The sequence below is a fragment of the Streptomonospora halophila genome (assembly GCF_039542725.1).
GTDB lineage: Bacteria > Actinomycetota > Actinomycetes > Streptosporangiales > Streptosporangiaceae > Streptomonospora > Streptomonospora halophila.
In genome coordinates, this window is sequence record NZ_BAABIK010000005.1 from 208644 (window position 1) to 228896 (window position 20253).

The window sequence follows — 20253 nt, forward strand, 5'->3', positions numbered from 1 at the left end:
GACCATGCGGATATCACAGCTGGCCGAGCGCACCGGCGTCGCGGCGTCGACGCTGCGCTACTACGACGAGCGCGGCATCCTGCCCGCTCGGCGCACCCGGTCCGGCTATCGCGTCTACGACACCGCCGATCTGGAACGCCTGCGCCTGATCACCACCGCCAAGCGGCTGGGCCTGCCGCTGGAGGAGATCGCCCGGCTCATCGATGTCTGGTGGGGCGGCGCATGCACCCAGGTCAAGGCGTCCCTGCGGCCGAGCGTCGCGGCACGGCTGGCCGCGGTCCGGAAACAGGCGGCGGAGCTTGAGCTTTTCGCCGACTCTTTGTGCGGGGCCCTCGACCGGCTCGACGCGCTTCCCGACGACCCGGGCCCCTGTGGCCCCGATTGCGAGCTGATCGACGTGACCGACTACATCACCCGGTCCGCCCCGCGGCCCGGCTCCGACCCGAGCGGAAGCGCGCCGGCCGTGGCGTGCTCGCTGGAGTCCGCCGACGCGACGGGCGAGCGGATCGCCCGGTGGCGGGCGGTGCTGGCCGACGCGCGGCGCGAAGAGATCGAGGGCGGACTGCGCGCGGTGCTCCCGGCGGAGCGCGCGGGCGAGGTCGCCGACCTCGCCGCCGCCGAACAGCGCTGCTGCGCCTTCTTCTCCTTCGCGCTGCACTTCGCACACGACGCGGTGAGCCTGGAGGTCCGGGCGCCGAGGCAGGGGCGCCCGATGCTCGACGAGATCTTCGGCCCGGCCGACGCCGAGGCCGCTGGGGACCCCGGCGCCGACGCCGGCACCGCGACCGCCCGGTCCCCCGCGCGCTGACCGCAGCAGGGCGGCCGGACCTCCTGCACCCGCACCGGCCGCTCAGTCGGCGCGGTCGAGCATGCCGCGCAGCCGCCGCTGGATCTCCAACGCGGTCTCGCGGACCGCACCCAGCCAGAACACCCTGTCGTCGGTCGCGCACACGAGTTCGTCCACCAGGTCGTGAAGCTCGGACCGTTCGTGCTCGGTCAGCGAGAACCCGTCACGCTGTCGGGGGACCACCGGATCGGCCCCGTCCGCGCTCATCGCCCCGCCCCCGCGAGCGCGCCTTCGAGGACCGGCCTGAACTCCGCGCCGAACTCCGCATGCCAGGAAATTTCGCCGGGCCGGATGTGCGCCGGCGCGGACGCTGCGTAGGGGCGGATCCGTGCGGCGGCCCCCGACCGCGCGTGGCGGGCGCACGGCACAACGGGCGACGCGGGCGCCGGAGCGTAGGACCGCGCCCGAGCAGCGAGGCGTGGCGGAGTCCGCCGGGCCGCCGGTTCTGGTGGAGTGCACCGAGGGATCGGGACGGTCGGCCGGGCGCCCCTTATGCGCCACAGCACACGCTGGATAGGGTCGGTCATGTCATCAGCTCCTAGATAGCTGGTGGCCACGCCCTCGGGCCGTTGCCGCGGTCGCGAGGGCCTTGTCTGCCCGACCATACCTCAACCTTGACATAGCAAGCTATGGCTTACCTCAGAATAACGAGCCAATCCGTGCCCATCTAAAGTGATTCCATGTCGCGGATTCCCCAGGGCTACGGTCCCGATAGTGAGATCGACCATGAGGCACCGGATCCCGTTTACCTCCAGCTCTGCTCGATCCTGGTGGCCAGGATCGAGAGCGGGCGGTACCAGCCTCAACGTGTGGTGCCTGGAATAGAACGCCTTGTCCAGGAGTTCGGAATCGCCCGCGGAACCGCTCGCAAGTCGTTGACGTATCTCGCCGATCTCGGCTACCTGCGCATCGTGAACGGCAAGGGCGCCTACGTCAGCGGAGACCGCTGAGTCTGCGGTCGCGGGGTCTTTCGATGTCGAAAGTAGCCGAGGAAACCCATCCTGTCTATAGATGTTCATATATAGGAGCGACTATGTCTATATATGAGCTATTTGGTCTGGATGGCTACAGTTCGACTGTGCAATACGATCCGACGCGACCGAAGTGGCAGCAGATCGCCGACGTACTCCGGCGACGCATCGACGAAGGCGTGTATCCAGCCCACCACAAGCTCTCCGAGGTGCAGCTGGAAGGCGAGTTCGAGGTTGCCCGCATAACGATGCGCAAGGCGATCAAGGCCCTGCGCGACGAAGGCAGAGTCGTAACCACGCCCGGCATGGGGTCCTTCGTCACGGCGACGGAAGCACCCGACTAGCTGTACTGACCATTGAGGCTGTGAACGGCGGGCGCTACTTCGGCTCGGGGGCCTCTGCTTGGGACTCGCCCGCGGCTTCGGGTTCCGCGTTCTTCTCGGCGCCGGGCCTCTCGCTCTCCCCCGACCCGGGCTCGTCGGACCCGGTCGCCTCGGCTTCGGACGCCTCGTCTCCGGCGGCTGCATGCTCGGCCGCGCCCGCGTCGGTGCGGTCCCAGTAGGTGCGGGGGACGCGGACGCGGTTGCCCGTGGCCGACTCGACTACCGCGGGGGCCTGCAGGCGCCGCATCAGCAGGAAGGCGGCGGCAGCACCGGCCAGCGCGACGGCCGTCCAGCTGAGGTAGAGCGTCCAGTTGACCCCGGTGCCGGTGAGCAGTCGCGCCGTGTCGACGGCGGTGCCGACCACCGGCGCGGCGAGGACTGCGAGCGCGTTGCGGCCGAACCGGTGGCGGTCGGGGGCCCGGTGGACCAGGGCGGATGCGACGACGGACAGGAAGTAGGCGGCGAAGCCGATCGCGCCCAGCCACAGCAGCGCCCAGCCGAAGCCGGCCACGTGTTCGGCGGGGGCGAGCAGCTGGAAGACGAGCGACCCGACGTTGGTCAGCATGAACCACGCCACCGCGCCGATGACCCACGCCCGGATGAACTCCACCATCGCCTCTCCGCCGATCCGCATCCGCCGACTCGTGTTCCCTGCTGGATTCTCCTGCTCGATGTCCGACGCCCGGTCGCCGCCCCGGGGCGCGGCCGGGCCTGCCCGGTCCATCACCCGGTCGCCCTTCGGCCCGCCGGCCGCCGCCCGGCCGGTCACCTCCGCCGGGCCGGGAGCCGCCCCGCGCAGGGGTCACCCGCCGGCGCCGAGCGGGCGCACAGTGCGGCGGCCCCCGAGTCTAGACCCAACCCGGCGAAGATCGGCAGGCTCCCCTGCCTTCGGAACCTCCGGAACCCGGACTCCCCGGCCCCCGCAGGATCCAGCGTCCGCCGCCTCTCCGCACCGCGGCTCCGCGCACCTCCGCCGACGTGCGGCCGCACACGGCGCTGCCCCCGACCATCGGATGGTCGGGGGCAGCGCCCGGGCCTGCCGGTCGGCCGCCTCGCGGTCCGCTCGGCGGTCTGTTCGCCTACTTGGTGATGCCGATGTCCTCGTAGTGGATCGACGCCAGGCCGTTGGCCCCCCAGTTGGCGATGTCGGGGCTGACCGCGTAGAGGCCGGGCCGCTGGAAGAGCGGCACCGCCATGCTCTGCTCCCAGAGCAGCCGGTCGATCTCGTTGGCCTTGGCCGCGTACTCCTGGGGATCGGTCAGCGTCGACAGCTCCTCGAACGCCGCGTTGATCTCGTCGGTGGTGAAGAAGTGCAGGTTGTTGCCCCAGTTGGGCTCGCCGTCCTCGGTCTCACCCACCGGACCCGTGAAGTTCTCCGCGTAGTACCCGGCGTAGGGGTTGGTGCTGGAGTACACGAAGGTCGTGGCGTCGTAGTTGCCCGGAACGATGTACTCCGGGAAGAAGGAGTTGATCGGCACGGTCTTGATGTTGACGCCGACGCCCACCTCCTTCAACTGCGCCTTGGCGATCTCCGCCTCGTCCGCGGTGTTCTGCAGATCGGACGGGATGACCCACTCGAGCTGCAGCTTCTCGCCGTCCTTGGTGCGGACCTTGCCCTCGGCCTCCTGGGTCCAGCCGGCCTTGTCCAGCATCTCGGCGGCCTTCTCGGGGTCGTACTCCCCGTAGCCCTCGCTGTTGTCCTGGAAGCCGGTCTGGGTGGAGCGCAGCAGCCGGTTCACCGTCGGGTCGGTCGTCCAGTTGACGCCGCTCAGGGTCGCCTTGGCCATCTGCGACCGGTCGATCGCGTGCACCAGCGCATTGCGCACCTTGACGTCCGACAGGAGGCGCCCTTCGCCGCCGTTGAACGTCATGTGCCGGTAGGCGTTGTCGATGGCCTTGGTCAGCCGGACGCCGTCGGCATCCTTGAGCTGGTCGTAGGCGGCGGCGTCGTACCCCAGGTAGAACCCGTCGATCTCGCCGTTGTTCATCACGCCGGCGAGCGCGTCGTTGCCGTAGGTGTGGTAGACGATGGAGTCCAGCTTCGCCGGGTCTCCCCACCAGTCCTCATTGCGGTTCACCGTGACCGTCTGGGCGGTGTCGTCGAACTCCACGTCGCCGAACGGCCCGGCGGTGACCGGGAAGGCCTTCTTGTACGCCTCGTTGAACTTCTTCGGGTCCTCCATGTACCGCTTGGGGTACAGGGCGTCGAAGAGGCGGGGCCACTCGGCGAAGGGCTTTTTGAAGGTGAAGACCACCTCGAACTTGCTCTCGCCCTTCTCGACGTCGGTGATCCGCTCATAGCCGGTCGTGTCACCGATGTCGAACTTGTCCGTGTTGTCGCGGTGCCCGCCGACGGTCTCCGCCTGGGCGGCGTAGTCCTCCCAGGTGATGGAGTCGCCGGTGGACCAGACCGCGTCCGGGTTCAGCTCGAAGGTGAGCTCGGTGCCGTCCTCGCTGATCTCGCTGGAGAGGACGTAGTCCTTGTCCGGGTGGGGCTCGCCGCTCTTGTCGAAGTAGTGCGCCTGGGGCAGCACCGCGGAGGCGATGCGTTCGGCGTTGGCGAGGTTGCCCTGCGTGTGGTGGACCTGGTACTGCGGCGGATACTCGTTGATGCCCCAGTGGAACGTCCCGCCGTCCTTCAGCTCCGAGCGGTCCGTCTTGTTGATGTCGATCGCGGGAATGTCGGCGAGGGTCTCCTTGTTCTCGCTTCCCTCGTCACCGCCTCCGCCGCAGGCGCCGGCCATCAGGGCCAGAGCCACGAGCGGGGCGCCGACCTTGGCGGCGCGTCTGATTCGCACGGGGGTTCTCCTCACTGGGCTGCTGTTCGGGGGGATCGGTGGGTCGGTGGGTCGGTACAGTGCGGTCCCGCGGACGGTCAGAGGACCGCGTCGGGCTCGGCGTAGTGGCAGGCGGCGGCCTGGTCGGCCGCCCCCGCCACCCGGTGCTCCAGTTCCGGCTCGCGTTCGCGGCAGGCGGTGCGCTCCTCCTCGCTGAGGACGGCGAACTTCTGGCACCGCGTGCGGAACCGGCACCCGGACGGCGGGTCGGCCGGGTTGGGCAGATCGCCTTGGAGCACGACGTGCTCGCGCCGCCGCTCCTTCTCCGGGTCGGGCAGCGGGATGGCCGACAGCAGCGCCTTGGTGTAGGGATGCGTGGGCCGCCGGTAGATCGACTTGACGTCGCCGATCTCCACGATCTTGCCGAGGTACATCACGGCCACGCGGTCGGCGATGTGGCGCACCACCGAGAGGTCGTGCGCCACGAACAGGTAGGAGAGCCCCAGCCGTACCTTGAGCTCCTCCAGCAGGTTGACCACGCCGGCCTGGATGGAGACGTCCAGAGCGGAGACGGGCTCGTCCAGCACCAGCAGCTTCGGCTCCAGCGCCAGTGCCCGGGCGATGCCGATGCGCTGCCGCTGGCCGCCGGAGAACTCCGCGGGCGAGCGGGTGACGGCCGAGGGGTCCAGCCGCACCAGGTCCATCAGCTCCATCACCCGCGAGCGGATCCGCTCTTTGGAGTAGCCGTGGGTGCGCAGCGGTTCGGCGATGATCTCGAACACCCGCATGCGCGGGTCCAGCGAGCTCATCGGGTCCTGGAAGACGACCTGGACGTCGCGGCGCACCGCCATGCGCTCGCGGCCGGACACCCGCCCCGAGCGCTTGCCGAGCACCTCCACCGTGCCCTGCTGCGGCGCGTCGAGGCTGAGGATCTCCATCAGCGTGCTGGACTTGCCGCAACCGGACTCGCCGACCAGGCCCAGGGTCTCGCCTTCGCGGATGTCGAAGCTGAGGCCGTCGACCGCGAAGACGGTGCCCACGCGCCGCTTGAACAGCGCGCCGCGCATCAGCGGGTGGTGCTTGGCCAGGTCCTCGACGCGCAGCACGGTCTCGCGGTCCTCGCGCGGCACCTGCGCGACCGGGTTCTCCGCGATCTCGCTGACCGGGTACACGTCGCGGGCCGTCCACTCGTTGGCCTCGATCTCGCCGGCGCGGATGCACGCGGCGCGGTGGCCCTCGCCGCCGACCCGCTCAAGCGGCGGTTCGCCGGCGTCGCACTCGCTCGTGGCGATCGGGCAGCGCGGCGCGAAGGGGCAGCCGGGCGGCATGTCGGTGAGACTGGGCGGGTTCCCCTTGATCGGGATGAGCGGGGCCTTCTCGTCCTCGTCCAGGCGCGGGACCGACCCCAGCAGGCCCATGGTGTAGGGCATGCGGGTGCGGTAGTAGACGTCGTCGACGGTGCCCGTCTCGACCAGCCGGCCCGCGTACATCACCTGGACGCGGTCGACCAGGCCGGCGACCACCCCCAGGTCGTGGGTGATCATCAGTACGGCGGCGCCGGTCTCGCGCTGGGCCGCCTTGAGCACCTCCAGGATCTGGGCCTGGATGGTGACGTCCAGCGCGGTGGTGGGCTCGTCGCAGATGATCACGTCGGGGTCGTTGGCGATCGCGATCGCGATCATGACCCGCTGGCGCATACCGCCGGAGAACTCGTGCGGGAAGGCGCGCTGGCGGCGCTCGGCGTCGGGGATGCCCACGAGGGTGAGCAGTTCGACGGCGCGCTTCTGGGCGTCGGCGCGCGAGGTCTGCGGGTTGTGCACGCGCACCGCCTCGGCGACCTGGTCGCCGACGGTGTAGACGGGTGTCAGGCCGGAGAGGGGGTCCTGGAAGACCATGGAGATGGCGCGGCCGCGCTTGCGCGACATGGCCTGGTCGTCCAGCCCGAGCAGCTCCTCGCCGTGCAGCCGGATCGAGCCGCTCACCCGCGCATAGTCGGGCAGCAGTCCCATGGCGGCCATCGACGAGACCGACTTGCCCGATCCGGACTCGCCGACGATGCCCAGGATCTCACCGCGGCGGACCTCGTAGCTGACACCGCGGACCGCGGTGACGTCGGGGTTGCCCCGCCCGCCGGGGAAGCCGACCTGCAGGTCGCGGACCTGCAGCACGGGGACTTCGGCGCCGTCCGGCCCGGGCGCCGCCTCGGCGTGCTCCCGGGCGGCCGTGCCACTGGTTGCGGTCATGGCGGTATCCCCCTTAGGTCCTGCTCTTGGAGTGCGGGTCGAGCGCGTCGCGCAGCCCGTCGCCGACGAGGTTGACGGCCAGGACGAGCACGATGAGCAGCCCGGTGCAGAACCAGAACGTCCACGGGAAGGCCAGCGCCTGGCGCGCCCCCTCGGCGATCAGCGAGCCGAGGGTGACGTCGGGCGGCTGGACGCCGAAGCCGAAGTACGACAGCGCGGTCTCCAGGATGATGGCGGAACTGACGTTGATCGTCGCGTCCACGATGAGCAGCGACGACATGTTGGGCAGGATGTGGCGCAGGATGATCCGGCCGTGGCTGACGCCCATGAACCGGGCGGCGAGCACGTACTCGCGCTCCTTGAGCGAGATCGTCATGCCGCGCACCATCTTCGCGGTGACCATCCACATCAGGCTGGCGAGCAGCAGCACGAAGACCACCCAGCCCTGGTCGCGCAGAACCGGGTAGAGGATGGCCAGGATCAGAAACTGCGGCAGCACCAGGAACAGGTCCGTGAACCACATCAGCGCGCGGTCGGTGAAGCCGAGGTAGTAGCCGGCGAACGCGCCGACGAGCGCGGCGATGACGGTCGTGGCCAGCGCGGCGCACAGGCCGATGAGGATCGACTTCTGCAACCCGACCATGGTCAGGTGGAAGATGTCGCGGCCGGTGTTGCCGGTGCCGAACCAGTGGTCGGCGCTGGGCGGGCTGCGGAACGCGGTGAAGTCGCGCTCGTCGAACTCCCACGGGCTGAAGAGCGGCCCCAGCCACGCCATCGCGATCAGTGCGACGATGATGGCCAGCCCGATCACCACCCGCCGTGTGGCCAGCAGCTCCCTGGCCAGCGAGGCCCACCGGCCGGAGATCTCCACTACGGCGGCGTCCGAGGCCACGGCCTCGCGCTCGGCTGACATGCTCATCGGGTCTCCTCCAACACTGTGCCCAGCGGGTGGGCCGGTGCGGCGCGCAGGGCGCGGCGGGCGGTCCGGCGGGTGGCGGCCATGCTCAGCTCACCCGGACCCGGGGGTCGAGCCATGCGTAGAGCACGTCGGACAGGAAGGATGCGGCCATGACGCACAGGGCCATGAAGAAGGTGACGGCGGCGACCGCGTTCACGTCGTTGGTGACGATGGAGTCCACCACCCACGCGCCCATGCCGTGCCAGCCGAAGATCTTCTCCGTGAAGGTGGCGTTGGCCATCAGGATGCCGACGGTGAAGGTGAAGTAGGTGATCGTGGGGATCAGCGCCGTGCGCAGGGCGTGCTTGAGCATCGCCGCGCGGCGGGTGAGGCCCTTGGCCATCGCGGTCCGCACGAAGTCCGATCCGAGCACATCGAGCATCATGTTGCGCTGGTACCGGCTGAAGACGGCGAAGAGCGACAGCGACAGCGACAGGGTGGGCAGGATCGCGTGCTGGACCCGGTCGAGCACCGTGGCCCAGAGCCCTCCGTCGAGGTTGGCGCTGTATTCGCCGCCGTACTCCAGTAACCGCATGCCGGAGACGTCGTTGATCCACACGGCTGTGACCTGCAGGGTGACGGCGACGACGACGGCGGGCACCGCCATCAGGAAGAACGCGGCGACGGTGGCGGTGCGGTCGAACCTGCCGTACTGGCGGATGGCGGAGTAGGCACCCACGGCCACGCCCACGGTCGCGCCGATGAGCGTGCCGGCCGTGATCAGCCGCAGCGTGACGCCCGCCTTGCGCGCGATGGCCTCGTTGACGCTCTCGTCGGTGATGGTCTGGCCGAAGTCGCCGACCGCGACGCCGGCGACCCAGGTGGCATAGCGCTCGGCCAGCGGCGTCTCGTCGTTGAGGTTCAGCTTGTCCAGCTGCCTCTCGATCGCCTGCTCGCTGGGCGGGGGCTGCTGCTGCTCGAAATAGCTGCGCGGGCTGAGAGTCGTCGCAGCGATCAGATAGGCGATGCTCGACGCCAGAAAGATCAGGACGAGATAACTCAGCAGTCTCCTGATCAAGAACTTCGCCAACTGATGCCCCTACCTCATCGCCCGGACGGACTGCCTCGGAACAACCCGGTGAATCGGCGCGGCCCGGCGGGCACGCCCGGTAACGACGTACTCACACAGACGCAGTCGGCGCAAGGGAGGGTGTCCGGTTCCGCCGGAGGGTCGGCTCTCGACGGTGACCGCATCCCACTTACATCCGATTCACGGTCAGTGATCCGAATTCACACGAGTTTGGGCCGTTTGCAGACACTGAAGGGTTACCGGCGCATCAAGAAAACGCAACGGGAGTTGCTTTCCTGCATCTCAGTGCCCACATCGGAAGGATAGTAACCCCTCCTTCCGGCGCCCGGTGGCGGAGGCGACGAATTTGCGGCCCGGCCCGTGCGGCACGATCGGGAGCCGCGCGGCACCGGTTCTCCCAGCGTGTGCGGGCGCCCGGTCCGGGCGCCCGCACGCGGGGCCGCCGCCCGCGGATCGGCGGGCGGCGGCGACCCCGCTTCGCGGCGCTCAATGATCGCTGGAGCGCTTCCAGATGTTGACTCCCAGATCCACCGCGTGCCGGTCGATCTCGGCGAGCTCCTCTGCGGTCAGCGCCGGCGCGCGCACCGCCGCAAGGCTGTCCTCCAGCTGCTCGACGCTGCTGGCGCCGATCAGGGCCGAGGTGACCCGCGGGTCGCGCAGCACCCAGCTGATCGCCAACTGGGCGAGCGTCTGCCCGCGCCGGCGGGCCACCTCGTTCAGCGAGCGGATCAGGTCCAGGTTGCCCTCGGCCAGCCACTCCCGCGAGAACGACCCGGCGCGGCTGGCCCGCGACCCCTCGGGCACGCCCTGCAGGTAGCGGTCCGTCAGCAGTCCCTGCGCCAGCGGCGAGAACACGATGCAGCCGGCCCCCGCGCCGTCGAGGGCGTCCAGCAGCCCCTGCTCCTCGATCCAGCGGTTGACCATCGAGTAGGAGGGCTGGTGGATCAGCAGCGGCACGCCCATCTCGCGCAGCAGCGCGGCCGCCTCGGCGGTGCGCTCGGCGGAGTAGGAGGAGATCCCGGCGTAGAGCGCCCGGCCCGACTTCACCGCCGCGGCAAGCGCCCCCATCGTCTCCTCAAGCGGGGTGTCGGGGTCGTAGCGGTGGCTGTAGAAGACGTCGACGTAGTCCAGGCCTATGCGCGCCAGCGACTGGTCCAGGCTCGCCAGCAGGTACTTGCGGGAGCCGCCGCCGCTGCCGTAGGGGCCGGGCCACATCTCGTAGCCCGCCTTGGTCGAGACGACGATCTCGTCGCGGTAGGCGCGGAAGTCCTCGCGCAGGATGCGGCCGAAGTTCAGCTCGGCCGCGCCCGCGGGCGGACCGTAGTTGTTCGCCAGGTCGAAGTGGGTGACGCCCAGGTCGAAGGCGCGCCGCAGGATGGCCCGCTGGCTCTCCAGCGGCCGCGAGTCGCCGAAGTTCTGCCACAGGCCGAGCGAGACCTCGGGCAGCCGCAGGCCGCTGCGCCCGCTGCGCCGGTAGGGCATCCGCCCGTCGTAGCGGTCGTCGTCGGCCCGGTGGACACCGGCGCTGGGGACGTCGAGTCGGGGTATGTCGTTCTCTCGCACCATGGGCCCGATCATCCCACCGCACCCGGGGTGTCCGCGCCCGCTTCCCGTCGGCGCGGCACCGCAAGCGCGCGGTCCGCCCCCGCACCGGATGCGTGTGTGGGAGCGGGGGCGGACCGTGCGGCCGCCGGCGGCCCGGGGGAAAGCCCCAAACCCGAACCGGCGACGGCCTTCTCAGCTGCCGATGTCCTTGCCGCGGCCGTGCCAGATCGACACCACCGACGGACGCGGGAACCCCTCGCGGTCGGGCCAGGTGCTCTGCGGCTCCTCGTAGCTGCCGCCGTCACCGGGGTGCTGCGGCGCGATGAACACGGTCTTCTGGTCCTCGGTGATCAGCGGCCCGCAGCACTCGGCGCCGTTGGGGACCCGGGCGAACATCGTGAGGTGGCCCTTGTGCCGGCCCTCCACCGGGACGGCGAACAGCCCGTCGTTGCCCCACGCCATGCCGTCGGTCGAGATCCACAGGTTGCCGTGCCCGTCGAAGGTCAGGTTGTCCGGCGAGGAGACCGCCGTGACCTCGGACTTGTCGAACCCGGCGAAGTAGGTGGCCGGGTCCTCGGGATCGCCGCAGACGATCGGCACGTCCCAGCGGAACCTCGTGGCCGCCGCGTCGTTGTGCCGCTCGGTGATCTCCAGGATGTGGCCGTAGCGGTTGGGGCCGCGCGGGTTGGGCTCGTCGGCCTGTCCGGGCTCGCGCGCGCTGTTGTTGGTCAGCGCGCAGTAGATCTTGCCGGTGACCGGGCTGGCCTCGATGTCCTCGGGGCGGTCCATCTTGGTCGCGCCGGCCTTGTCGGCGGCCAGCCGGGTGTGCACGAGCACCTCGGCGACGGTGAAGCCCTCGACGAAGCTCTCCTTGTGGCTGGCGAGCGGGATCCACTCGCCCCAGCCGTCGAACGCGCCGTCGGAGGGCAGCTTGCCGGACCCGTCGAACTCCTTCTCCGGGCTGTCGCCGCGCAGCTTGGCGACGTAGAGCGTGCCGGACTCGAGCACGCGGCTGTTGCCGCGCCGCGAGCCCCTGCGGTAGCGGCGCTCGCTGACGAACTTGTAGATGTAGTCGAACCGCTCGTCGTCGCCCATGTAGACCGCGACCCGGCCGTCGCGGGTGATGCGGATGTTGGCGCCCTCGTGCTTGATGCGGCCGAGCATGGTGTGCTTCTTGGGCGTGGAGTCGGGGTCGTAGGGGTCGATCTCGACCACGTAGCCGAAGCGGTTGGCCTCGTTGGGGTGGCGGGAGAGGTCGAAGCGCTCGTCGACCCGGTCGAAGCGGCGGTTGTCCGCGCGGGTGTCGCTCTCGGTGGCGATGCCGTAGCGGGCCAGCGCGGGCTTCGCCTCCTCGGGGACGTCCTCGCCGCCGACGAAGTACTGGTTGTAGTTCTCCTCGCAGGTGAGGATCGTGCCCCAGGGGGTGGTGCCGCCGGCGCAGTTGTTCAGCATTCCCAGCACGCGGATGCCCTCGGAGTCGGCCTCGGTGCGCAGCAGCTCGTCGCCCGCCGCCGGACCGGTCAGCTCCATCGGGGTGGAGGCCGTGATGCGGCGGTTGAAGCGGCGCCGGCCGCGGGAGAGCCGCCAGCCCCCGGTGCGCCTGCCGCGGCCGCGGCCGCGGCCCTCGAACTCGCGCCGGATCTCCACGACCGAACCGCCGTGGGCGGCCATGGCGATGCGGATCTGCTCCGGGTCGGCGTCGTTGCCGTCGGTGTAGCCCTCGAACATCAGGGCCTCGTTGGTGTACTCGTGGTTGACCCACAGCAGCCCGCGGTCGCGGCCCAGCGGCTGGAACCCGACGAAGTCGCAGTTGTAGCCGAACTGCTTGGCCTGGGCCTCGGCCGTCTGGGCGGTGAAGTCGAACTCCGGCGCGTCGGGCAGTACCGGGTCGCCCCAGCGGACCACGACGCGCTGCTCGTAGCCGTCGGGGATCTCCACCGCGTCGCTGGTGCCCGGCTGGAGGCCCTCGAACCTCAGCCGGGGGTTGCCGCGGCCGCGGTGGTTGTCGGCCAGGGCGGGGGCCAGGCCTCCCAGCCCGGCCGCGGCGGCGGTCGCGCCGGCGCCCACGGCACCCGCGCGGAGCATGTTCCGGCGTGAGAGCGCTGTCGCGGCGACCTCGCCGAAGTACGTGTTGTCGCTGGTGTTGGGCGCGTCGTGGAAGCAGGCGTCCCCGCAGCGGAAGCGGCACGTCTGGCGGGACCGGCCTCCACCGAGCTGCCCGAGCAGCGGCAGCGAACGGCGATGCGGCGCGGATTGCGGCACTGGGTCCTCCTATGGCTCGCGGGGATAACCGTCGACCGGAGGCGCGGAACGGTCGCGGACGCCGCGCCCGGCCGGAGCGGGTCCGGGCAGGTGAGGGGTGCCCGAACTTCCATGACCATGGCGGAGTCGTCGTTCGCCGGCGTGAATCCGCCGTGAATGGGCCGCCAACTCCTCGGCACACCTGCCGTCCACCCGCAGCCCCGTACCGGCCTGCGGCAAAGCCGCGGCGGATCGCGGACGCGTGCCGGCCGGCCCCGCCGGCCGGGTGCGGACACGCCGCCGCCCCTCGCGGCGCGGCCTGCGCGGCCCGCGCGGCCATCGGACGAACGTGCCCATACCCGCATCTCCTACCCACTCAGGGAGTCGGTCCATCGCCGTGGAAGCCCGCGCCGCCCACCGATCCAGACACACAGGTTACGGGAACAACACGGTCCGTAACGAGAGACATACCACCCCCACCTGTCTCACGAGAAGTCAACCCGCGTATTCTGTCCGTGGATGTGACCTCCGAGGCTGTGAGGTCAGGCCCCACCGACCCCGCACACCGCACGACACCGACCCGATGAGCGATCCCCTCGCGCCCGCGCCTCCCACGCGTCGTGACCCCCGCCGGGCACGAACGCCTCCGGCACGGCGTCGCTCACCGTCACCGCGGCACGTTCGCGGCGTGGCGCGCCACAACGTCACAGGGGAGTGAGACCCGTATGCCCGAGACCCCTTCGGCGGGACCGCAAGGCCTCACCGGCCCGCGTACCCCGCCGGTCGCCGCGGGCACCGCCAGTCCTCCGTCCACCGAACCGGCCCACACCATGGAAGAGCCCCAACCGCCACCGCCGTCCAGATCCGAGTTCCGCGGCCCGCTCGCACGGCGCCGCTTCCCCGGACTCGCCAGCCAGATCCACCACGCGCGCCGCTTCGTCGAACGGATGCTGGCGCCCTCACCCCAACTGACCACGGCGACCCTGCTCACCAGCGAACTCGCCACCAACGCCATCACGCACAGCGCGTCGGGCATGCCCGGCGGGAAGTTCGAGGTCACCGTCGACCTCGGGCGGGGATGGGCGCGGGTCGAGGTCCGCGACCTCGGCAGCCCGGAGCGGCCCCAGCCCCAGCACCGCGATCCCTACGACGTCAGCGAGCACGGGCGCGGCCTCGACCTGGTCGACGCGCTCGCCTCGACGTGGGGCGCCGAGTCGCGCCCCGACGGCCTGGGCCGGCGGGTCTGGTTCGAGCTGATGTGGGACGAGGAGGCCGAGGGCGCCGCGCCCGCCGCGGCCGAATGAGGTCCGGCGGTCCGCACCCGCGGTCAGGTCCGCCGGCGCGGAGCGACGACCGCGGATGCGGCTCCGCTGGGGGCGCGCGCCCCCGCCGCACATGACGAAGGGCCTCCCGCTCGGGGAGACCCCCGTCGTCGTGGAATGAGTCGGCAGGTCGGGCAACTGGCTGGGCGAAAGCCCATGAACTAGGCGTCCTCCTCGGTGTCGGGAGGGGTGCTGGGCAGCCGGTACTTCTCGTAGAGCTCGCGCGCGTAGTCCTTGGCTTCCTGGGAGGGCTCGTCGCCGAGCTCCTCGCGGACGAGCTCGTCGAGTTCCGTGTCCTTGCGTTCCATATCTGCAGCTTGCCTTTCGTGGGGGCTCGATCACAAATCAGCGCCCCGGGGACCCGCCGATCCGCACGTCGCGCGGAACGCCTCCGCCGCAGGGTGGCGGGCGGCGGCCGGCGCGGAGCCTGCGAAGGCCCCGCGCGCGGCACAGCCGTCTCCCGCCGGGGGGCGCCCGCGCCGGCCGGAGAACACGGCGGCCGCCGCGGAGAACTCCCGCGGCGGCCGCCTTCCGTACTCGGACCGGGCCCGACTTCCTAGGCGGAGGAGGACCCGGAGTCGCCGTCGGTCGCCGCCGGCGCCGGCTCCTTGCCGTCCTGCTCGTCCGCATTCTCCCGGCCCTTGGCGCGGGCCTTCTCCAGCGCCGCCTCGCGCTTGGCGCGGCGCCGCTCGGCACGGCGCTCCTTGCGGCCCTCGGCCATGGTGTAGAGCACCGGGACCAGCACCAGTGTGAGCAGCGTCGACGTGATCAGACCGCCGATCACCACGATCGCCAGCGGCTGGGAGATGAACGCCCCGCCGCCGGTGATACCCAGCGCCATCGGCGTCAGTGCGCCGACGGTGGCCAGCGCGGTCATCAGGATGGGGCGCAGCCGGTGCCGCGACCCTTCCACGACCGCCTCGCGCAGGTCCATGCCGTCGTTGCGGTACTGGTTGACCAGGTCGATGAGCACGATGGCGTTGGTGACGACGATGCCGATCAGCATCAGCATGCCGATCATCGCCGCCAGGCCCATCGGCTGGCCGGTGGCCAGCAGCAGGCCGATCGAGCCGGTGGCCGCGAACGGGATCGACACCAGCAGGATCAGCGGCTGCATGAGGCTCTTGAAGGTCGCCACCATGATCAGGTACACGATGGCGATCGCGGCCAGCATGGCGATTCCCAGCTGGGTGAACGCCTCGCTCTGGTCGGAGCTGACACCCCCGATCTGGGCGCTGGCACCCTCGGGCAGGTCGAGGTCGTTCAGCGCCTGGGTCAGCTCGGTCGAGACCGCGCCGAGGTCGTCGGCGGTCGGCGAGGCGCTGACGGTGGCGCTGCGGACGCCGTCGGAGCGGGTCAGCTCCGGCGCCTGCATGACCTCCTCCACGTCGGCGACCTTGTCCAGGCGGATCTCGTCGCCGGTGCCGGTGGTCAGCTTGAGGTCCTCCAGGTCCCCGATACTGGCCGGCTTGGCGATGTCGCGCACCACCATGTCGTGCCGGGTGCCGTCGATGGTGGCGGTGCCGACCTCGGAACCGCTGAACGCCTGGGTGACGGCCTGGCCGATCGCCCCCTCGGTCAGCCCCTCCTCGGCGGCCTTCTCACCGTCGACGTCGACCTCCAGCGCGGGCTGGGAGGCGGCGATGCTGTTCTCGACATCGGCGGCGCCGGGGATGTCGCGGACGGCACCCTCGACCATGTCGGCGGCCTCGACCAGGGTCTCCCGGTCGTCAGCGCGAACCTCGACCTCCAAGGAGGTGCCGCCGGCGGCACCGGCCGTCGCGACCCGCAGCTCGGTGTCGGTGTCGACCCCGTCCATGGCGTCGCGCAGCTTGTCCGACAGCCCCGCCTGCTCCAGCTCCGGGTCGGCCGTGACGGTGTAGGTGACGGTGTCGGCGCTGCCGCCCATCATCGCGGCCATGCCGCCTCCGCCGCCTCCGATGGAGGTCTGGTAGGACTCCACCCACGAGAGGCCGTCGAGGGCCTCCTCGACCTTCTTCGCCTCGTCGTCGGCCGCGTTGAGCGAGGTGCCCTTGGGCAGCTCCTGGGTGACGGAGTAGGTGTTCTGCCCCTGGTTGCCCAGGAAGCTGGTCTGCAGGCTGCCGGCCGCGACGAAGGTGCCCACGAGGATGAGAACGGAGGCCGCCAGCGTGGTGATGCGGTGGCGGGTCGCCCAGCGGATGATCGGCAGGTACATGCGCTGCAGCGGGGTGCGCAGCTCGCGCTGGTGCTCCTCGGCCTTGATCCGCTCCAGTTCCTCGGGCGGGACGATGCGCGGGCGCATGAACCAGTAGGCCAGCACCGGGATGATCGTCAGCGACACCAGGAGCGAGGCGCCCAGGGCGAGGCTGACCGTGACCGCGAAGGGCCGGAACAGCTCGCCGGTCTGCCCGCCGACGAAGCCGATCGGCAGGAACACCGCCATCGTCGTCAGCGTGGCCGACGTGATGGCCGTGGCCACCTCCCGCACACCCGTGTAGACGGCGTGGAACTTCTCCTCGCCGTAGGCCATGTGCCGCTTGATGTTCTCCAGCACGACGATGGAGTCGTCGACCACGCGCCCGACCGCGACCGTGAGCGCGCCCAGGGTCAGCAGGTTGAGCGAGTAGCCGAACGCCTGCATGCCGAGCATCGCCACCAGCAGCGAGACCGGGATGGACACGGCCGTGACCAGGGTGGAGCGGATCGACAGCAGGAACACCAGGATCACGACGATCGCGAAGAGCAGGCCCAGCCCGCCCTCCTCGGCCATCGCCACGATGGAGTCGTTGATGTAGGGCGCCTGGTCGAAGACCACGGTGACCTCGGCGTCGTCGCCGAGCATCGGCTCGATGTCGTCCAGCGCTGCGGTGACCTCGTCGGAGATCTCGACGGTGTTGCCGTCGGGGGTCTTGGTGATCATCACGCCGAGGCTGGGGTTGCCGTCGGTGCGGGTGATGCTGGAGGCCTCGTCCATGCGCAGTTCGACGTCGGCGAGCCGGCCCAGGCGCATCGGGTCGGCGCCGGGAGCGGCGGCTCCGGCCGCACCCGCGGCCGCACCCGCGCCGGCGGCCGCGCCGGTGCCGGCGCCGGCACCGGCGCCCGCGCCGCCGCTCCCGCCGGCGGACGGGGTGACCCAGACGTCCTTGACCTGGTCGACCGACTGCAGCTTGCCGCCGGTGGTGACGGTCAGCGTCTCGCCGTCCTGGGTGATGTCGCCGCCGGGGGTGAGTGCGCCGCTGGCCTGGAGCGCGCCGGTGAGGTCGCCGACGGTCAGGCCCTCGTCCTCCAGCTTGTCGTCCTTGGGCTCGATGACGACCGAGGACTCGCGGATGCCGGTGACCGTGGCCGCGCGCACGCCGTCGATGGACTCGAGCTCGGGCACGACCTGCTCCTTGAGCGGGTCGGCCAGGGCCTGCTCGTCGCCGTCGCCGGCTCCGGCGGCCAGCATGACGACGGGGATGTCGTCGGTGCCGAACGCGGTGACCGAGGGGTCGACGTCGTCGGGCAGCATCGGCTCGGCCTGGTCGACGGCCTGCTGGACGTCGCGCACGACGGCGTCGCTGTCGTCGCCGTAGTCGAACTCGGCGGTGACCTGCACCGATCCGGTGCTGGAGGTGGAGGTGTAGCTGACGACCCCGGGGACGCCCTGCACCGCCTGCTCCAGCGGTTCGGCGACGTCGGTCTCGACGACCTCGGGCGAGGCGCCCTGGTACTGGGCGTTGACCATCACCATCGGAACCTCGATGGAGGGCATCAGAGCGCGCTGGGTGTTGAACGTCGCCAGCGTGCCGAAGACCAGGGCAGCCAGGGTGATGAGCAGGATGAGCGCCCGGTTGCCGAGGGAGATCCGTGCTAGCCGGTTCACGCCGTCCCCCTAACCCGCTGCGCGCCCGCTCGTGGGAATAGGCCGGATGGGACGCCAAGAGGGCACTTGGCAGATTGGGACATGAGAGTCGTTACTCCTCGAAGAATGGCTTCTCGCGCTGCAAACGGCACCGCTGCGACGAGCGGTAGACGAACGAACTGCCGTGCGGTCGTCGGCACGGGGGAGCCGCACGGGGTACTGCCGGGCACGCTGCAAACACGATACTTCGCGAGTTGGGGCGAATTCCCCCCGAGTGAGCCGAGATCAGGTGGCTGTCAGGGACGTGTCAGGGGTCTATCAGGGTCGCCCCCGCGGCCGGACTCCTGCTGTGAGCGGCGCCGACGCGGCGCGCGCTCAGAGGCGGCCGCCGCGGCCGGCTGCGCGGGGGGCGGCGCCGGGCCGCATTCGGCCACCGCGGGCGGGTGCCGGAGGACGGCCGCATTCGCCGCTCGGCGGGGCGGGGAGGCGCGGGGGCACGGTCCCGCCACCGGCGGCGCGGCGCATCGCGCACGGGGCCGCTCAGCCGGCGGGAACCGGGGTGTGCTCGCCCGGCGGCACGTGCTCGGCCGCCACCCCCCACACGACGCGCAGCAGGTCGTCGAGCGCGTGCGCGAGGGAGTCGTCGACGAGCTCGTAGCTGACCTGGCGACCGCGCGCGGTGGTGGTCACCAGGCCGCACTCGCGCAGGCAGGCCAGGTGGTTGGACACGTTCTGCCGGGTAAGTCCCAGGTGCTCGGCGAGGTGGGCCGGGTAGTCCGGGCCGTCGAGGAGCGCGAGCAGGAGGCGGCAGCGGGTGGGGTCGGCCAGCGCCCGGCCCAGGCGCTGGATCGCGGCGAGACGCTGCTCGGAGGTCAACATGAAAACCATTTTACAGTACTTGCTGTATTGACAGCCTAGACTGTATAAACAGTGAGGACTGAACAGTCTTCCCTGCGCCGGGACCGCGCCGCGGACGCCGGCGCAGCGCATGCGAGGGACGAGAGGAGCAGGGAGCCGGGATGGGCATGGGCCACGGCCACAGCCACGGGCACGGCGACACCACGGCCGCCACCGCCAACCGCGGCCGCCTGGCGATCGCGCTGGCGCTGATGCTGTCGGTCGCCGGCGTGCAGGTCGCCGGCGCGGCCGCGTCGGGGAGCCTGGCGCTGCTCGCCGACGCGGGCCACACCGTCACCGACTCCTTCGGCGTCGCGCTTGCGCTGGTCGCCGTGTGGATCGCCAACCGGCCGCCCAACGCCGAGCGCACGTTCGGCCTGCAGCGGGCGGAGGTGCTGGCCGCCGCGGTGAACGCGCTCACCCTGTTCGCGCTGTGCGCCTACGTGGCCTACGAGGCGGTGCGGCGGATGCTCGACCCCCAGCCGGTGGCCGGCCCGTGGATGGTCGCGGTGGCCTGCGTCGGCCTGGCGGCCAACGTCGCCGCGCTGCTGGTGCTGCGCGGCGGCCAGAGCGCGAGCCTGAACGTGCGCGGCGCCTATCTGGAGGTCATGGGCGACGCACTGGCCTCGGTCGGCGTCGTGGTCGGCGGCGCGGTGATCTGGCTGACCGGCTGGGAGCGGGCCGACTCGCTGATCTCCCTGGGTATCGCGGCCTTCATCGTCCCCCGCGCCTGGAGCCTGCTGCGCGAGGCCGTGCACGTGCTGCTGGAGTCCACCCCGCGCCACGTCGACCTGGAGGAGGTGCGCGAGCACCTGATGGGCCAGGCGGGCGTCATCGACGTGCACGACCTGCACGCCTGGACGATCACCTCGGGCATCCCGGTGATGTCGGCGCACGTGGTGGTCGAGAAGCACCGCCTCGCCGATGCCGGCCGCCTCCTCGACGACCTGCACGCGTGTCTCTCCGGGCACTTCGACGTCGAGCACTCCACACTGCAGTTGGAGCCCGACGGCCACGTGGACCACGAGGGCGCCCGCCACGCGTGACACACATCACGCGTGCCGACGGTCGGACACGGACGGCGGGTGCGGTACTGACCGGGAAAACCGGAGCTAACGCCTCTGACCTGGACAAAACGCCAAAATGTCTGGCAAAGTCAGCGCTTGGGCTCGGGCGATCTTGATCGTGCGCCTCATGGCTATACATCGGCGAC

The 20253-nt window shown here is 70.9% G+C and carries 16 protein-coding genes; 5 read left to right on the forward strand and 11 right to left on the reverse strand.

All coding sequences use genetic code 11. The annotated features are described in order from the left end of the window. Positions 1-4: 4 nt before the first annotated feature. Positions 5-808 (forward strand): MerR family transcriptional regulator, encoded by an 804-nt coding sequence (locus tag ABEA15_RS06645; RefSeq protein WP_345555901.1) that lies wholly within the window; start codon positions 5-7, stop codon positions 806-808. Between the two features lie 42 nt (positions 809-850). On the opposite strand, the gene ABEA15_RS06650 is transcribed toward ABEA15_RS06645, so the two are convergent. Further along, positions 851-1054: a hypothetical protein gene (locus ABEA15_RS06650; RefSeq protein WP_345555879.1), complete on the reverse strand. Its 204-nt coding sequence runs from the start codon at positions 1052-1054 to the stop codon at positions 851-853. A 473-nt stretch (positions 1055-1527) separates the two neighbouring features. Between ABEA15_RS06650 and ABEA15_RS06655 the strand changes: the two genes are divergently transcribed. Both ABEA15_RS06655 and ABEA15_RS06660 read left to right on the forward strand, forming a co-directional pair. After that, positions 1528-1797 (forward strand): GntR family transcriptional regulator, encoded by a 270-nt coding sequence (locus ABEA15_RS06655; RefSeq protein ID WP_344143331.1) that lies wholly within the window; start codon positions 1528-1530, stop codon positions 1795-1797. A 128-nt stretch (positions 1798-1925) separates the two neighbouring features. Further along, positions 1926-2162: a GntR family transcriptional regulator gene (locus tag ABEA15_RS06660; protein ID WP_344143332.1), complete on the forward strand. Its 237-nt coding sequence runs from the start codon at positions 1926-1928 to the stop codon at positions 2160-2162. Between the two features lie 34 nt (positions 2163-2196). Here ABEA15_RS06660 and ABEA15_RS06665 read toward each other — a convergent pair whose 3' ends face one another. The 7 genes from ABEA15_RS06665 to ABEA15_RS06695 all read right to left on the reverse strand — a co-directional run bounded on the left by ABEA15_RS06665 (position 2197) and on the right by ABEA15_RS06695 (position 13016). Continuing rightward, positions 2197-2835, reverse strand: a complete 639-nt coding sequence (locus ABEA15_RS06665; RefSeq protein WP_345555880.1) for a hypothetical protein — start codon at positions 2833-2835, stop codon at positions 2197-2199. Between the two features lie 445 nt (positions 2836-3280). Further along, the gene (locus ABEA15_RS06670) at positions 3281-4999 is read right to left on the reverse strand and encodes an ABC transporter family substrate-binding protein (RefSeq protein ID WP_345555881.1); all 1719 of its coding nucleotides are present in this window, start codon (positions 4997-4999) and stop codon (positions 3281-3283) included. A gap of 77 nt (positions 5000-5076) precedes the next feature. After that, positions 5077-7221, reverse strand: a complete 2145-nt coding sequence (locus ABEA15_RS06675) for a dipeptide ABC transporter ATP-binding protein (protein WP_344143335.1) — start codon at positions 7219-7221, stop codon at positions 5077-5079. A gap of 13 nt (positions 7222-7234) precedes the next feature. Next, entirely contained in the window at positions 7235-8140 is a 906-nt protein-coding gene (locus ABEA15_RS06680; protein ID WP_344143337.1) for an ABC transporter permease, read from the reverse strand. A gap of 85 nt (positions 8141-8225) precedes the next feature. After that, positions 8226-9209, reverse strand: a complete 984-nt coding sequence (locus ABEA15_RS06685) for an ABC transporter permease (protein ID WP_344143339.1) — start codon at positions 9207-9209, stop codon at positions 8226-8228. Between the two features lie 486 nt (positions 9210-9695). Then, complete coding sequence (gene mgrA, locus ABEA15_RS06690) at positions 9696-10775, reverse strand: L-glyceraldehyde 3-phosphate reductase (RefSeq protein ID WP_345555882.1); 1080 nt, start codon at positions 10773-10775, stop codon at positions 9696-9698. Positions 10776-10946: 171 nt separating this feature from the next. After that, positions 10947-13016 carry a PhoX family protein gene (locus ABEA15_RS06695; protein WP_345555883.1) on the reverse strand — a complete coding sequence of 690 codons (2070 nt, stop codon included), beginning with the start codon at positions 13014-13016 and terminating at the stop codon, positions 10947-10949. 809 nt (positions 13017-13825) lie between these two features. Between ABEA15_RS06695 and ABEA15_RS06700 the strand changes: the two genes are divergently transcribed. Further along, complete coding sequence (locus ABEA15_RS06700; RefSeq protein WP_345555902.1) at positions 13826-14299, forward strand: ATP-binding protein; 474 nt, start codon at positions 13826-13828, stop codon at positions 14297-14299. Between the two features lie 179 nt (positions 14300-14478). On the opposite strand, the gene ABEA15_RS06705 is transcribed toward ABEA15_RS06700, so the two are convergent. The 3 genes from ABEA15_RS06705 to cmtR all read right to left on the reverse strand — a co-directional run bounded on the left by ABEA15_RS06705 (position 14479) and on the right by cmtR (position 19031). Next, positions 14479-14625, reverse strand: coding sequence for a hypothetical protein (locus tag ABEA15_RS06705; RefSeq protein ID WP_344143342.1), 147 nt, complete (start codon positions 14623-14625; stop codon positions 14479-14481). Between the two features lie 248 nt (positions 14626-14873). Then, on the reverse strand, positions 14874-18164 hold the full coding sequence (locus tag ABEA15_RS06710; protein ID WP_345555884.1) for an efflux RND transporter permease subunit: 3291 nt from the start codon (positions 18162-18164) through the stop codon (positions 14874-14876). A gap of 519 nt (positions 18165-18683) precedes the next feature. Then, entirely contained in the window at positions 18684-19031 is a 348-nt protein-coding gene (gene cmtR / locus ABEA15_RS06715) for a Cd(II)/Pb(II)-sensing metalloregulatory transcriptional regulator CmtR (RefSeq protein ID WP_311546587.1), read from the reverse strand. Positions 19032-19168: 137 nt separating this feature from the next. Here cmtR and ABEA15_RS06720 point away from each other — a divergent pair, with 137 nt between their 5' ends. Continuing rightward, on the forward strand, positions 19169-20086 hold the full coding sequence (locus tag ABEA15_RS06720; RefSeq protein WP_344143550.1) for a cation diffusion facilitator family transporter: 918 nt from the start codon (positions 19169-19171) through the stop codon (positions 20084-20086). Positions 20087-20253: the final 167 nt, after the last annotated feature.

Excerpts from the sequence above, each read along its gene's own strand:
- ABEA15_RS06645 (WP_345555901.1), top strand. The coding sequence starts at position 5 with ATGCGGATATCACAGCTGGCCGAGCGCACCGGCGTCGCGGCGTCGACG.
- mgrA (WP_345555882.1), bottom strand. The coding sequence starts at position 10,775 with ATGGTGCGAGAGAACGACATACCCCGACTCGACGTCCCCAGCGCCGGT.
- ABEA15_RS06720 (WP_344143550.1), top strand. The coding sequence starts at position 19,169 with ATGGGCCACGGCCACAGCCACGGGCACGGCGACACCACGGCCGCCACC.
- ABEA15_RS06665 (WP_345555880.1), bottom strand. The coding sequence starts at position 2,835 with ATGCGGATCGGCGGAGAGGCGATGGTGGAGTTCATCCGGGCGTGGGTC.
- ABEA15_RS06675 (WP_344143335.1), bottom strand. The coding sequence starts at position 7,221 with ATGACCGCAACCAGTGGCACGGCCGCCCGGGAGCACGCCGAGGCGGCG.
- ABEA15_RS06655 (WP_344143331.1), top strand. The coding sequence starts at position 1,528 with ATGTCGCGGATTCCCCAGGGCTACGGTCCCGATAGTGAGATCGACCAT.
- ABEA15_RS06705 (WP_344143342.1), bottom strand. The coding sequence starts at position 14,625 with ATGGAACGCAAGGACACGGAACTCGACGAGCTCGTCCGCGAGGAGCTC.
- cmtR (WP_311546587.1), bottom strand. The coding sequence starts at position 19,031 with ATGGTTTTCATGTTGACCTCCGAGCAGCGTCTCGCCGCGATCCAGCGC.
- ABEA15_RS06650 (WP_345555879.1), bottom strand. The coding sequence starts at position 1,054 with ATGAGCGCGGACGGGGCCGATCCGGTGGTCCCCCGACAGCGTGACGGG.
- ABEA15_RS06700 (WP_345555902.1), top strand. The coding sequence starts at position 13,826 with ATGGAAGAGCCCCAACCGCCACCGCCGTCCAGATCCGAGTTCCGCGGC.
- ABEA15_RS06680 (WP_344143337.1), bottom strand. The coding sequence starts at position 8,140 with ATGAGCATGTCAGCCGAGCGCGAGGCCGTGGCCTCGGACGCCGCCGTA.